Source organism: Streptococcus sp. oral taxon 071 str. 73H25AP (genome assembly GCF_000146755.1).
Lineage (GTDB): Bacteria > Bacillota > Bacilli > Lactobacillales > Streptococcaceae > Streptococcus > Streptococcus oralis_T.
This window is the reverse complement of the sequence record NZ_GL397254.1, coordinates 794,062-808,455: the sequence shown is the minus strand read 5'-3', so window position 1 is coordinate 808,455 and position 14,394 is coordinate 794,062. Positions and strand designations below refer to the sequence as shown.

Sequence of the window (14,394 nt, the reverse complement as noted above, 5' to 3'; positions counted from 1 at the left end):
AAAAAGATGAGAAATGTAAGAGTTGCAGCGATCCAGATGCAATGCGCCAAGGATGTGGCAACAAATATTCAAACAGCGGAGCGTTTAGTACGTCAGGCTGCTGAGCAAGGAGCCCAAATTATTCTCTTGCCTGAATTATTTGAACGTCCCTATTTCTGTCAGGAGCGTCAGTATGACTACTACCAGTATGCCCAGTCGGTTACAGAGAATACGGCTATTCAGCATTTTAAAGTGATTGCCAAGGAACTACAGGTCGTTTTACCCATTAGTTTCTATGAAAAAGATGGCAATGTCTTGTATAACTCTATTGCCGTTATTGATGCAGATGGGGAAGTGTTGGGTGTTTATCGAAAGACCCACATACCAGATGACCATTATTATCAAGAAAAGTTTTATTTTACGCCAGGTAACACAGGTTTCAAGGTCTGGGATACTCGCTATGCTAAGATTGGTATCGGTATCTGTTGGGATCAATGGTTCCCTGAAACAGCGCGCTGTCTTGCATTGAATGGGGCAGAATTGCTCTTTTATCCTACAGCTATTGGTTCAGAGCCAATTTTGGATACGGATAGTTGTGGACATTGGCAACGTACTATGCAAGGACACGCAGCAGCGAATATTGTCCCTGTCATTGCAGCCAATCGTTACGGTTTGGAAGAAGTCACTCCTAGTGAGGAAAATGGTGGACAGAGTTCCAGTCTTGACTTCTACGGCTCCTCCTTTATGACGGATGAAACAGGAGCTATTCTAGAGCGAGCTGAAAGGCAAGGTGAGGCTGTTCTGATTGCAACTTATGACCTGGATAAGGGAGCAAGCGAGCGCCTAAACTGGGGACTATTTCGAGATAGAAGACCAGAAATGTACCAACGGATTACCGACTAGAAGGTATCTTTCATAATAAACTTTTGATATTCACGCCTGTCTTACAAAAATGTAAGATAGGCTTTTTAAATGTAAGATAGGTGTACGATTATACATGGAAATGTATGCTATACTCTAAATAGATCAAAAAGAAAGAGGTTTATTATGAAAAAATGGAGTGCGACACAGTTGAAGTATCTGATGGCGGCAGTAATGGTTCTAGATCATATCCCTCATATCACGGGAATAGTTTCTCCTCTGTGGGAAGGTATCTTTCACGCTATGACTCGTTGTGTGGGAGTTTGGTTTGTCTATATGGCTATGGAAGGCTTCATCCATACTCGAAATTTGAAAAACTACCTCATCCGTCTCTGGAGTTGGGCGCTTATCATGTTTGCTGGAAATAGCCTCCTCAATGCCCTATTTGCATCCAAAGGAGTAATGGTCAATAATAACATTTTCCTGACTTTGGCCATCGGTGTTACCATGCTTTGGATTGGTTTTCCTAGAAAAGAGCTAGATAAAAAAGAGAAGTTGTGGCGTCGGATTGGGCTTGTTGGTCTCTTGATTTTCGGTTGTCTTTTTACCGAGGGTGGTATCACCATGCTACCATTTCTCTTGATTAGTTACTCTTGTCGAAATCGCAAGGGCTTGCGAAATCTCCTCTATGCTTTTCTGTGGGCCTTCTTGTTAGTGACTTCCATCCAAATTTACGACACTTGGCACCAAACACTGGAAATGATGCTTTTCAATTCTGACTGGCTCTTTATCACCGTCTTTCCTTTTATGGCCTTGTATAATGGACAGCGAGGTAAGGAAACCGTCTGGAGTAAATATTTCTTTTATATTTTCTACCCAGCTCATCTATGGATCATAACTTTGATTGCTTATTTGGTTAAGTAGATTCCATATTCATTAGCTCCTTCTTGCTTAAAATGTGAGAGGAGCTTTTCTGTGTCAGAAAATCCTAACAAAACATGTTATAATAGTTATAGAAAGGACGAGGTTTATGGCGAGCATTCTTGTAATTGAAGATAATAATGAAATCCAGGAAATTTTAAGAACCCTTCTTGCAGAGGAACACGAGGTGATTCAAGCATTTTCAGGCACAGAAGGTATCATGCAATTTGATAAAGGTTGCATTGATCTCGTTTTGCTAGATATCATGCTTCCTGGGAAAAATGGCGACCAAGTCTTGCAAGCTATTCGACAAACGAATCAGACTCCGGTCATCATGCTTACTGCTTTAGGTGATAAAAAGCTCATCAGCCAATATCTACTAGACGGTGCCAATGATTATGTAGTAAAACCTTTTGATTTGGACGAAGTCTTTGCCAGAGTCACCGTGCAATTACGCCAAAGTGGTGAACATCAGTCAGGAGATCGAAGAGAAATTGATAACCTCGTACAAAACTTTAAAAATATCCAGTTCGATGCGGATAGTTTTGAAATAAGTAACGCAACTGAAACCATTCGCCTTGCAAAGAAAGAGTGCCAGATTCTCCAAATGTTGCTCCAGCATCCTAAAAAGATCTTCACCAAAGAAGAACTCTATGAATTGATTTGGGAAGAAAGTTACCTGCCTGGAGACAATACGCTCAACACTCATTTAAGCAATCTCCGTAAAAAACTGCATCAACTGGATCCAAATCATGAGTACATTGAAACCATTTGGGGAGTTGGTGTTCGATTAAAAGGAGACAAATAATGAATTACATTTTGATATCAATATTGCTCCTTACTAACATCATTTTGGCGATTTCTTTGATTCGCTATCATATAGCAATTAGAGATTTAAGCAGACAAATCGAAGAAAAGATTCGCTCTGGTAGCATGAAGAGGATTGGTGTAAATTTCTTTTCAAAGACCATTTTGCGTCTACATAACCAAATTGAGAATCTATTTCAAGAAGTGGAGCAAAATCAGCTAATCATGAAGCGTGAAAAACGCACCCTAGATATGGCAATCAGTAACATTGCTCATGATATTCGCACACCTTTGACAATCGCTTCAGGATATACCCAGCAACTAATAAAACACCCCAATAATAGTTCAGAAACCTTAAATAAAATAGCACATCATCAGGATTTGGTTTCCAAACGTCTGGAGGCCCTCCTCGAATACCGTCATTTGATGGAAGGAGCAGTCAAACCGAAATTGGAAGAACTTGATTTATCAACTTTTATAACGAAAAAGACTTTAGCTTATTATGACGTTTTCCAATCTTCACAGATTGTTCTTGATTTTAACGTTGAACCAGGATTGAAAACGACGACTGATGAGGACTTGCTTGATCGAATTATACAAAACCTCCTTGGAAATGTTCTCAAGCACGGCAAGGAGAAGGCTCGACTTTCTTTGAAAAAGGAAGAAAATAGGCCTGTTTTGGAAATTGGTAACCTAGTCAAAAAACCTATTAAGAATATAGACAATCTCAGTAATCGTTTTTATTCTGAAAATATGTCGGATACAGAAGAATCCTCTGGTTTAGGTCTTTATATTACTGAGGAATTAGTTCATCTTCTTGGAGCGGATATGAAGCTAGCCACTGATGGAGAATGGTTTTCAGTCTTTATTTATTTTTAACAGAAGAAACCTCCTCTATATTCTAGAGGAGGTCCTTTTTATAAGCTTTTCTTCTTGAAAATAATCAGTCCACTGAAAGAGAAGAAAAGTATGACCGTTACGCAAACCGTGATGGTATAGAGAATAGATTGACTATTACTAGTCATAGCATAGGCAAAATCTAGGATTAAATATCGTAGAATTTCAATGTCTGGGAAAAGAAGCATTGGCGTAGAAAGAATGATAGAACTAATTAGATAGCCGATAAATACAGCAAGATAAGAATGAGTCAGGTAGAGAATAAAGGAAACAATCGAAAGCCAAGCGAGAAGGCAGAGAAATTGAAGGGAAATGGTTATCAATAGATTGCCAATAAATCCATCAGGCATGGTCCCAAATCCATTTAAGATAGTTGCTGGAATAAAGGCAATAACAAGGCTGGCGATGAGTTGTAAGAGAGCAATACTTGCTAGAACAAAGGATTTAGCAAGGAAAAACTCTGTACGAGAAACGCCAACTGTCAAACTATTTTTATAGAGTTTGCCGATTAAATCAACTCCAAGAACGAGGCATGTCAGGACGATGCAGAGAAAAACGAGGTTTGAACCATTGCTAGACGCGTTGATAAGAGCTTGGACCCCGTCCCAACCTTTGGTCGGAAATTCTGTTTCAGGTGTGGTATTTACTGACATCAGATGTCCTGTAGCTCCTATTGTTGCGCCCATTAGCATGAGAGCAAAGAGAATGAACTCTGTAATCCAGAATCCTTTGGAGCGAAAGAGACGGTAAAAATCTGCTCGAATGGTATGTATCATGATTTTTCTCCTATTCTACCAATTGTGTGAAGTATTCTTCTAGGTTTTGACGGGCAAAGTAAATCTCATCAATAGCAACATCGGCCAAAGTTAGTTGTTTAAGAATCTGTTTGACATCTTGTTCATTACCAAAGATATGGATTTCATTTTCTGGATTGACAACCTTAAACTGGAGCTGGATTTGTTCTTTCAATACCTGACAAGCTCTTTCTTTGTCGCTTGTTTTAAGCACAATATAATCCTCACTCAGTGTTTCAAATTCCGCTTTACTGATTTCACGGATAATCTTACCTTGATCTAAGATACCAAAGCGATTAGCTAGGAGATAGAGTTCCGATAGGATATGGCTAGAGATGAGAATGGTTATCCCTTTTTCTTGATTAAGCCGTTGAATCATTAGACGAAATTCTTTAATACCGATTGGGTCAAGTCCATTGATAGGTTCATCTAAGATCAGGAAGTCTGGTTTGGAGAGAAGAGCAATAGCGATACCAAGTCTTTGTTTCATTCCTAGTGAGAAATCACGAAAGACCTTTTTACCTGTATTTGACAAACCTACATAGTCCAGCATTTCTCGAATAACTATATCAGCATTTGGAATATGACGTATCATACAATAATATTTCAGATTCTGGTATGCTGTTAAGTGATTATGGGCTACAGGTGATTCGATAACAGAACCCACTCGAGATAAAGCCTTGGTCCACTCATTTTGTTCTTGACTAGAAAAGAGGGAGACTGTACCTTTGTCCGCAAACAATAATTGTGTAATGATTTTGATAAGAGTAGTTTTTCCTGCTCCGTTTTTTCCAATTAGACCATAAATATCCCCCTCTTTTATGGTTAGACTAAGATCTTGAAGAATAGCTTGTTGGCCGAATTGTTTGGTCAGTCCATGAATTTCGAGTACTGTTTTCATGATTTTCTCCTTTTGATTTATTTTTCTAACTTTAGTATAAGGTATAGAAATCAAAGAAAGCTCAAGTAATTCTAAAGAGTTTCTAAAGTTTTCTGATTTTTAAAATGTCAAAAACCCAGTTAAGGATTTAACTGGGAATTTTCTCTATAAAATATACTTCTCAATGGCACGCGCGACGCCGTCGTCTTCGTTGCTGGCTGTAACGTCATTGGCAAGGGACTTGACATGGTCACTAGCATTTCCCATAGCAATACCAAGGCCTGCAAACCGGAGCATTTCGATATCGTTATTAGCATCACCCATGGCCATAATTTCTGAGGAATCAATCTGCAAAATCTCGGCTAGTCGAGAAAGAGCAGTAGCCTTTGTGGTTCCAAGTGGCATCGCTTCATAAATGACAGGTTGCGAACGAACGCCGCTAAATCGTTGGCAGAGCTCCTCAGCAAACCGTTGCTCAAAATCGTCTGTTTGTTCTTTTGTTCCTAAAAACATGCCTTGGAACATCCGATATTTGCCACTAGTCGCGTGCTCAAGGGAGATTTCAGTCAGGTCTGAAAAGACTAGCTTGGCATCATTTTGAACGATTTGATTAGGCTTACCACCGAGGACAAAATAATGTTCTTCATCAAAAAGAGTTAGCTGGACGTCGCTTTTTTCAGCTAGGTCATAGAGGTATTCAATATCTGCTGGACTGAGTTCTTGCCAGTCAACTAGACTCCAGTCACTGGTCTGGTGGGTTGAGCAACCATTATTGACAATGACATACTCATTCTGGAGATCAAGACCCAGTTTTTTGTAATAAGGAAGAACACCGAAAAGCGGGCGGCCTGTACAGAGAACCAGTTTGACACCTTTTTCAATGGCTTGGTGAATAGCAGTGATGTGGGCTTGCGGGATTTCCTTGGCTTCATTAAGGAGGGTTCCGTCCATATCCAAGGCTAGTAGTTTAATCATAAGACTTCCTTCTCTAGGTGTTTTGCTCTTATTATAGCATATTTTAGAGAAGATAATGGTAAAAGGGACAGGAGCTAATTGATTTTGCAGTTTAGGACGTTTCGATGACAATTCAAGATTTGAAGAGGATATTTGGCAAAGATATGCTATACTAAACTTGTCAACGTTGCAACTAGACAAGCATAAAAAAACTAGCTTAAAATAGTTTTTTTGTAAGTAGGTATGAGTAGCAGATTACTCAACTAATCTGAAGAATAATGGAGGAAATATATCATGATTTTAATGATAAAAAATATAAATCTAACAAATGAAGAATTAGAGCTGATACAAGGTGGAGCAGATCCGTATGGTAAAGAGCCTAATGGTTATTATTCTTGGCAAATAGAGCCGGTATTAACTATGCCGGTTCATGGATTTTGTCCCAGAGGCACTTATGATTTAGGATATATTGGAGGAGGCAATCATCTTTGCAAAGGAAGTGCTGCGAGATTTTAAGTAAAATTTATTAGTAATATGAAGAAACAAGTGGAGAAAACAGAGAATTTAATATGAAAAAACGGGCTATTCAAATTTTACTAGCATTGTCCTTAATTTTTTACAAATCAACTTGGTTTTGGAGAGTTTTCAATCACCTCGCAAAGCCCTATCTACCAGCAAGTCGTGAATTTTTTCAGATTCTGCTTTTGATGGAGAGCGGAGTTCTTTTCTTAGCGGTCATCTATCTACTAGTTTTTGTAGGAAAGAAAATTTTTCATTTCAAGTGGCGGCTGAGGTACTTCATCTACCTTTTACTTGGCTACATCATTTCATATATGTCTGACTTCCTCTTTTCGTATTTCATATCCCTGTCTTCAAATCAGATTTCTTTGAATGAAACAGTAGAAATGATGGGAAGACAGGAGTTCCCTTATTTCTTGTTCATCGTTTGCTTCATCGCCCCTATTACTGAGGAATTGATTTATCGAGGTGTGCTTATGACAACCTTTTTCAAAAACTCACCTTGGTACGGAGATATTTTGCTTTCTGCTATTATTTTCGGTTATATTCATATCAATTTTGCTTTAACTCCTCTTGCTTTTTTCATTTATGCTAGTGGAGGTCTTATTTTAGCTCTATTGTATCGCATGACTAAAAATCTCTACTATCCAATACTAGTTCATATTCTCATTAATATCACTGCCTTCTGGGACGTGTGGTTACTCCTATTTTCAGGAAGTTAGCTTACTAAAATAATGTCGGAACTTTCCGGCATTTTCTTTTCAACAGATGAATAAGAACTGATTATTTACAGACTTGGGTGGCTAATCATGGTATAATATAGGATAAAGACAGAAAATGTAACGAGGCTGAGATGAAATTACTGTATACTGATATTCGGACTTCTTTAACAGAAATCTTGACCAGAGAGGCGGAAGAGCTGGTTGCTACGGGCAAGCGGGTTTTCTACATTGCCCCCAACTCTCTTTCATTTGAAAAGGAACGGGCCGTGCTGGAATGTTTGTCCCAGCAGGCTTCTTTTGCGATTACCGTCACGCGCTTTGCTCAAATGGCTCGTTATCTGGTTTTAAATGACTTGCCTGTCAAGACCAGTCTTGATGATATTGGTCTTGGGATGGCTTTTTATAAATGTCTTGCTGAACTTGATCCCAAAGGGTTACGAGTTTATGGTGCGATTAAGCAAGATCCCCAATTTATCCAGCAGCTGATTGAACTTTATCATGAGATGACAACTGCTCAGATGAACTTTTTAGACTTTAAAAGTTTAACTGATGAGGACAAGCGGGCAGATTTACTCTTGATTTTTGAGAAAGTAACAGCCTATCTCAATCAAGGTCAGTTGGCTCAAAGAAGTCAGTTGTCCCATTTGATTGAGGCAATTGAGAATGATAAGGTAAGTAGTGATTTTAGTCAGATTGCCTTGGTTATTGATGGCTTTACCCGTTTTTCTGCCGAGGAAGAGCGTGTAGTGGATCTACTTCATCGAAAAGGTGTCGAGATTGTCATTGGTGCTTATGCAAGCAAGAAAGCCTATACCAGTCCGTTCACTGAAGGCAATCTCTATCAAGCCAGTGTGGAATTTTTTCATCATTTAGGTGCTAAATACCAAACGGTTGCTCAAGAACGTTCTCAAACACATGAAAAGATGGATAGCTTTGACAAGGCCTCTCGTTTGCTGGAGTCTTCTTATGACTTTTCAGAACTCACTTTAGAAGTCGATGACAAGGACCGAGAAAACCTGCAAATCTGGTCTTGTTTGACGCAAAAAGAGGAGTTGGAATTAGTAGCCCGTAGCATTCGTAAGAAATTACATGACCATCCAGAACTGAGTTACAAGAATTTTCGTATTCTCTTGGGAGATGTGGCTTCTTATCAGTTATCACTCAAGACAATCTTTGACCAGTACCAGATTCCTTTCTATCTTGGTAGAAGCGAATCCATGGCCCACCATCCCTTAACCCAGTATGTCGAATCTATTCTGCGTTTGAAACGCTACCGTTTTCGTCAAGAAGATTTGATTAATCTCCTCAGAACTGGTTTGTATACTGACCTTAGCCAGGCTGATATTGACTCATTTGAGCAATATCTTCGCTATCTTGGCATCAATGGGTTGCCAGCTTTTCAGCAAACCTTCACTAAATCCCACCATGGAAAATTCGATTTGGAACGTTTGAACGCCATTCGTCTGCGAGTTTTGACGCCACTTGAAACCTTATTAGCCAGTCGGAAACAGAAGGCTGAAAATCTCTTGCAAAAGTGGAGTATTTTTCTAAAAAATACTGCTTTAAGCAAGCAGATGCAAGGTTTAACAGCTACTATGGAAGCCCTAGAACAGGAAAGACAAACCGAAGTTTGGAAAGCTTTCTGTCATGTTTTAGAACAATTTGCGACGGTTTTTGCTGGTTCACAAGTAAGTCTGGAGGACTTCTTAGCCTTGCTCCATTCAGGGATGAGTTTATCTCAGTATCGCACTATTCCAGCGACAGTGGACACTGTTCTGGTGCAGAGTTACGATTTGATTGCACCACTGACAGCTGACTTTGTCTACGCTATTGGGCTGACTCAGGATCATTTACCAAAAATTGCGCAAAACACCAGTCTATTGACAGATGAAGAAAGACAAAGCCTAAACCAAGCTACTGAAGAGGGAGCACAATTACTGATTGCAAGTAGCGAAAATCTCAAGAAAAATCGCTATACCATGCTTTCCTTAGTCAATGCTGCTCGCAAACAGTTGGTGTTGTCAGCACCAAGTCTCCTCAATGAAAATGAGAGTAAAGAATCGGCCTATCTTCAGGAATTGGTGAGTTTTGGATTTAATCGGACAGAGAAGAAGATTCATCACAAAGGTCTGTCTAAGGAAGATATGGGTTCTTATCACAGTCTCTTGTCTAGCTTAGTTGCCTATCACCAGCAGGGCGAGACGAGTGATACTGAGCAAGATTTGACCTTTGTCAAGGTTTTGGCGCGTGTGATGGGGAAAAAACTAGATCAAAAAGGCCTTACAAATCCAGCTATCCCAACCAGTCCAAGTAGCAAACCATTAGAGAAAGAGACCTTGCAGGCTCTCTACCCTGCTGACAAAGAGTTTTACCTGTCTACCTCTGGTTTGACGGAGTTTTACCGCAATGAATACAGCTATTTCCTCCGTTATGTCTTAGGCTTGCAAGAAGAATTGCGCCTGCGTCCAGATGCTCGTAGTCACGGGAATTTCTTGCACCGTATTTTTGAACGTGCCTTGAAATTCCCTGATGAAGATTCCTTTGACCAACGTCTGGAGCAAGCCATTAAGGAAACCAGTCAAGAACGCGAATTTGAAGCTATTTATCAGGAAAGTTTGGAAGCCCAATTTACAAAGGAAGTTCTGCTTGATGTGGCTCGGACGACTGGTCACATCCTACGTCATAATCCAGCCATCGAAACCATCCAAGAGGAAGCAACATTTGGTGGTAAGGACCAGGCATTTATTCAATTGGATAATGGTCGCAGTGTCTTTGTGCGAGGCAAGGTTGACCGCATTGACCGCCTGAAAGCTGATGGTGCGCTAGGAGTAGTGGACTATAAGTCTAGTCTGACCCAGTTCCAGTTTCCTCATTTCTTTAATGGGCTCAATTCCCAACTGCCAACCTATCTTGCTGCCCTAAAAAGAGAGGGGGAGCAGAACTTTTTCGGCGCTATGTACTTGGAAATGGCTGAGCCTGTCCAATCTCTGTTGACCGTTAAGAGTTTGGCTGGAGCAGTAGCAGAAGCTAGCAAGTCAATGAAATACCAGGGACTCTTTTTAGAAAAAGAAAGTAGTCATTTGGGCGAATCATATAACAAAAACAAGGCCAATCAGCTGACAGACGAGGAATTCCAGCTCTTACTAGACTATAATTCCCATCTTTACAAGAAGGCCGCTGAGAAGATCCTAGAAGGCCAGTTTGCCATCAATCCATACACAGAGAACGGCAGAAGTATTGCCCCATACGTTCAGCAACATCAAGCCATTACAGGCTTTGAAGCCAATTACCATTTGGGTCAAGCACGTTTTCTAGAGAAGTTAGAGCTAGCTGATGGCAAGCGTCTGGTCGGAGAAAAACTCAAGCAAGCTTGGTTTGAAAAAATGAGAGAGGAGTTGAATCGATGAAGTCCATTTCCTTTTTAACTGAGGAAGAAATTCAAAAATTGCAAGAAGCAGAAGCGAGTTCGAGCAAGGAACAGAAGAAAACAACCGAGCAAATCGAAGCTATTTATACGGCAGGGCAAAATATCCTTGTCTCAGCGTCTGCTGGTTCTGGAAAGACCTTTGTCATGGCCGAGCGCATTCTGGATCAGTTAGCGCGTGGTGTCGAAATTTCTCAACTCTTTATCTCGACCTTTACTGTCAAGGCTGCTACTGAACTCAAGGAACGTTTGGAGAAAAAAATCAGCCAACAAATTCAAGAAACCAATGATGTCGATCTCAAACAACACTTGGGACGCCAGTTGGCAGACCTGCCAAACGCTGCCATCGGAACCATGGACTCCTTCACGCAAAAATTTCTTGGGAAACATGGCTATCTGATTGATATTGCACCGAACTTCCGTATTTTACAGAATGAAAGCGAACAGTTAATCCTCAAAAATGAAGTTTTTCATCAGGTTTTTGAAGCCCATTACCAAGGTGAAAATAAAGAGAACTTTAGTCGCTTGGTCAAGAACTTTGCTGGACGAGGCAAGGATGAACGTGGTCTGCGCCAACAAGTCTACAAAATCTATGATTTTCTCCAATCCACCAGCAGTCCACAAAAATGGTTGAACGAGTCTTTTCTCAAAGGGTTTGAGGAAGCTGACTTTGCAAATGAAAAAGACAAACTGACCGAGCAAATCAAGCAAGCGCTTTGGAATTTGGAAAGCTTTTTCCGTTATCATCTGGATAATGATGCCAAGGAGTTTCCCAAAGCTGCCTATTTAGAAGCTGTGCAACAGGTTCTGGATGAAATTGGCTCCTTAAATCAAGGGTCCGATAGTCAGGCTTATCAAGAAGTGCTTGCTCGTGTTGTCGCCATCTCGAAGGAGAAAAATGGTCGAGCTCTGGCTAACTCTAGTCGTAAGGCCGATTTGAAACCACTGGCTGATGCCTATAACGATGAGAGAAAGGCCCAGTTTGCTAAACTTGGACAACTAGTAGACCAGATAGCAATTTTCGACTATCAAGAACGTTATCATGGAGACACCTGGGAGTTATCTAAAACTTTCCAAACATTTATGAGTGATTTTGTGGAGGCTTATCGTGAACGTAAACGCCAGGAGAATGCCTTTGAATTCGCTGATATCAGCCATTACACCATTGAAATTCTAGAGAATTTCCCACAAGTCCGCAAGGCTTATCAGGAACGATTCCACGAAGTCATGGTCGATGAGTATCAGGATACCAACCATATTCAAGAACGAATGTTGGAATTGCTGTCGAATGGTCACAATCGCTTTATGGTTGGAGATATCAAGCAGTCCATCTACCGTTTCCGTCAGGCAGATCCCCAGATTTTCAATGAAAAATTTCAACGCTATGCACAAAATCCTAAAGAAGGCAAGTTGATTCTCCTAAAGGAAAATTTCCGTAGCAATTCAGAAGTGCTGTCAGCAACCAATGATGTTTTTGGACGCCTTATGGACCAAGAGGTCGGCGAAATCAACTATGATAGTATGCACCAGCTTGTTTTTGCCAATAACAAACTAACTCCCAATCCAGAAAATAAGGCAGAATTTCTCCTCTACGATAAGGGCGACAGCGGGCAAGAGGAGGAAGAGAGCCAAACAGAAACTAAACTCACTGGGGAAATGCGCCTAGTTATCAAGGAAATCCTGAAGCTTCATCAGGAAAAAGGTGTTGCCTTTAAAGAAATTGCTCTTTTGACTTCTAGTCGCAGTCGAAATGACCAGATTCTCCTCGCCCTGTCTGAGTACGGAATTCCAGTTAAAACCGACGGTGAGCAAAACAATTATCTCCAATCCCTAGAAGTACAAGTCATGCTGGACACCATGCGCGTCATTCACAATCCCCTGCAAGACTATGCCTTGGTTGCCCTGATGAAGTCCCCTATGTTTAGCTTCGATGAGGACGAGTTGGCACGCTTGTCCCTTCAGAAAGCAGAAGATAAGGTGCAAGAGAATCTTTTTGAGAAACTGGTCAATGCTCATAAACAAGCAGCTAGCCAGAAAGAGTTAATTCACACAGATCTAGCAGAAAAATTAAATCAATTCATGGATATCTTGGATTCTTGGCGCTTATATGCCAAAACCCACTCTCTCTATGACTTGATTTGGAAGATTTATAATGACCGTTTTTACTATGACTATGTTGGAGCTTTGCCAAACGGTCCTGCTAGACAGGCCAATCTCTATGCCCTAGCTCTGCGAGCTGACCAGTTTGAAAAGAGTAATTTCAAAGGCTTGTCGCGTTTTATACGTATGATTGACCAAGTCCTAGAAGCCCAGCATGATCTCGCAAGCGTAACCGTCGCACCACCCAAGGATGCTGTTGAACTCATGACCATTCACAAGAGCAAAGGGCTGGAGTTCCCTTATGTCTTTATCCTAAACATGGATCAGGACTTCAACAAGCAAGACTCGATGTCAGACGTTATTCTCAGCCGTCAAAATGGGCTTGGTGTCAAATACATTGCCAAGGTGGAAACAGGAACAGTAGAAGCCCACTATCCTAAAACCATCAAACTCTCTATTCCCAGCCTTACCTATACCCAGAATGAGAAAGAACTGCAATTGGCTAGCTATTCAGAGCAGATGCGTTTGCTATATGTTGCCATGACGCGGGCTGAGAGAAAGCTTTATCTTGTCGGTAAGGGTTCTCGTGAAAAGCTGGAAGCAAAGGAATATCCAATAGCTGAAAACGGAAAACTAGATAGCAATACCAGACTTCAAGCCAAGAATTTCCAAGATTGGATCTGGGCTATCAGCAAAGTATTTGCCAGAGACAATCTCAACTTTAGTTATCGTTTTGTTGGTGAAGACCAGTTGACTAGAGAAGCTATTGGTCAGTTGGAAAACAAGAGTTCTCTACAAGATAGATCTCAAACAGACAATCGTCAGTCTGAAACGATTAAAGAAGCCCTTGAAATGCTGAAGGAGGTGGAAGTTTATAATACTCTTCACCGCGAAGCCATTGAACTACCAAGTGTTCAAACCCCAAGCCAAATCAAGAAATTCTACGAACCAGTTATGGATATGGAAGGGGTACAAATTGCTAACCAAACTCAATCACCGGAAAAGAAAATCAGCTTTGATTTACCAGATTTTTCAACTAAAGAAAAGGTAACTGGAGCTGAGATTGGTAGTGCAACCCACGAACTGATGCAGAGAATTGACCTTAGTCAGCAACCAACACTTGCCACTCTGGAAGAAACTCTGCAACAAGTTCAAACGAGTCCAGCAGTCAGAGACAAAATCAATCTTTCTAAAATTCTCGCATTCTTTGATACAGCACTTGGTCAGGAAATTCTCGCTAATACCGACCATCTCTACCGCGAGCAACCTTTCTCCATGCTCAAACGCGACCAAAAGAGTCAGGAAGACTTTGTTGTTCGTGGGATTTTGGACGGCTATCTACTTTACGAGGACAGAATTATTCTTTTCGACTATAAGACAGACCGTTACGATGAACCAAGTCAACTCATAGACCGCTATCGTGGTCAGTTAGCCCTATATGGAGAAGCCTTATCAAGAGCCTATTCGATTGAAAATATTGAGAAATACCTGATTTTACTTGGTAAAGACGAGGTTCAAGTTGTAAAAGTATAACCT

11 protein-coding genes are annotated in these 14,394 nt (G+C 40.7%); 8 read left to right on the top strand and 3 right to left on the bottom strand.

Annotated features, from left to right (window positions below):
• Positions 1-6 precede the first annotated feature (6 nt).
• From aguB to HMPREF9189_RS06175, 4 genes are all read left to right on the top strand, one after another.
• Positions 7-882, top strand: a complete 876-nt coding sequence (gene aguB, locus HMPREF9189_RS06190) for an N-carbamoylputrescine amidase (protein ID WP_001246739.1) — start codon at positions 7-9, stop codon at positions 880-882.
• 144 nt (positions 883-1,026) lie between these two features.
• The gene (locus tag HMPREF9189_RS06185) at positions 1,027-1,764 is read left to right on the top strand and encodes a TraX family protein (RefSeq protein ID WP_000759296.1); all 738 of its coding nucleotides are present in this window, start codon (positions 1,027-1,029) and stop codon (positions 1,762-1,764) included.
• A gap of 106 nt (positions 1,765-1,870) precedes the next feature.
• On the top strand, positions 1,871-2,569 hold the full coding sequence (locus HMPREF9189_RS06180; RefSeq protein ID WP_000146573.1) for a response regulator transcription factor: 699 nt from the start codon (positions 1,871-1,873) through the stop codon (positions 2,567-2,569).
• Positions 2,569-3,447, top strand: a complete 879-nt coding sequence (locus HMPREF9189_RS06175; protein WP_001106750.1) for a sensor histidine kinase KdpD — start codon at positions 2,569-2,571, stop codon at positions 3,445-3,447. The genes HMPREF9189_RS06180 and HMPREF9189_RS06175 overlap by 1 nt, the downstream gene beginning before the upstream one ends.
• Before the next feature lie 38 nt (positions 3,448-3,485).
• On the opposite strand, the gene HMPREF9189_RS06170 is transcribed toward HMPREF9189_RS06175, so the two are convergent.
• From HMPREF9189_RS06170 to HMPREF9189_RS06160, 3 genes are all read right to left on the bottom strand, one after another.
• Complete coding sequence (locus tag HMPREF9189_RS06170; RefSeq protein ID WP_000581981.1) at positions 3,486-4,241, bottom strand: ABC transporter permease; 756 nt, start codon at positions 4,239-4,241, stop codon at positions 3,486-3,488.
• Between the two features lie 10 nt (positions 4,242-4,251).
• Positions 4,252-5,160, bottom strand: coding sequence for an ABC transporter ATP-binding protein (locus HMPREF9189_RS06165; protein WP_000859682.1), 909 nt, complete (start codon positions 5,158-5,160; stop codon positions 4,252-4,254).
• Between the two features lie 144 nt (positions 5,161-5,304).
• Complete coding sequence (locus HMPREF9189_RS06160) at positions 5,305-6,114, bottom strand: Cof-type HAD-IIB family hydrolase (RefSeq protein ID WP_000593600.1); 810 nt, start codon at positions 6,112-6,114, stop codon at positions 5,305-5,307.
• 273 nt (positions 6,115-6,387) lie between these two features.
• Between HMPREF9189_RS06160 and HMPREF9189_RS06155 the strand changes: the two genes are divergently transcribed.
• The 4 genes from HMPREF9189_RS06155 to addA all read left to right on the top strand — a co-directional run bounded on the left by HMPREF9189_RS06155 (position 6,388) and on the right by addA (position 14,391).
• Positions 6,388-6,609 carry an SP_0924 family bacteriocin-like peptide gene (locus HMPREF9189_RS06155; RefSeq protein WP_000602310.1) on the top strand — a complete coding sequence of 74 codons (222 nt, stop codon included), beginning with the start codon at positions 6,388-6,390 and terminating at the stop codon, positions 6,607-6,609.
• A 53-nt stretch (positions 6,610-6,662) separates the two neighbouring features.
• A complete protein-coding gene (locus HMPREF9189_RS06150) occupies positions 6,663-7,334 on the top strand; it encodes a CPBP family intramembrane glutamic endopeptidase (RefSeq protein WP_000745377.1) in 672 nt (223 codons plus the stop codon).
• Between the two features lie 131 nt (positions 7,335-7,465).
• A complete protein-coding gene (gene rexB / locus HMPREF9189_RS06145; RefSeq protein ID WP_000772385.1) occupies positions 7,466-10,741 on the top strand; it encodes an ATP-dependent nuclease subunit B in 3,276 nt (1,091 codons plus the stop codon).
• Positions 10,738-14,391: a helicase-exonuclease AddAB subunit AddA gene (gene addA / locus HMPREF9189_RS06140; RefSeq protein ID WP_000836403.1), complete on the top strand. Its 3,654-nt coding sequence runs from the start codon at positions 10,738-10,740 to the stop codon at positions 14,389-14,391. The genes rexB and addA overlap by 4 nt, the downstream gene beginning before the upstream one ends.
• Positions 14,392-14,394: the final 3 nt, after the last annotated feature.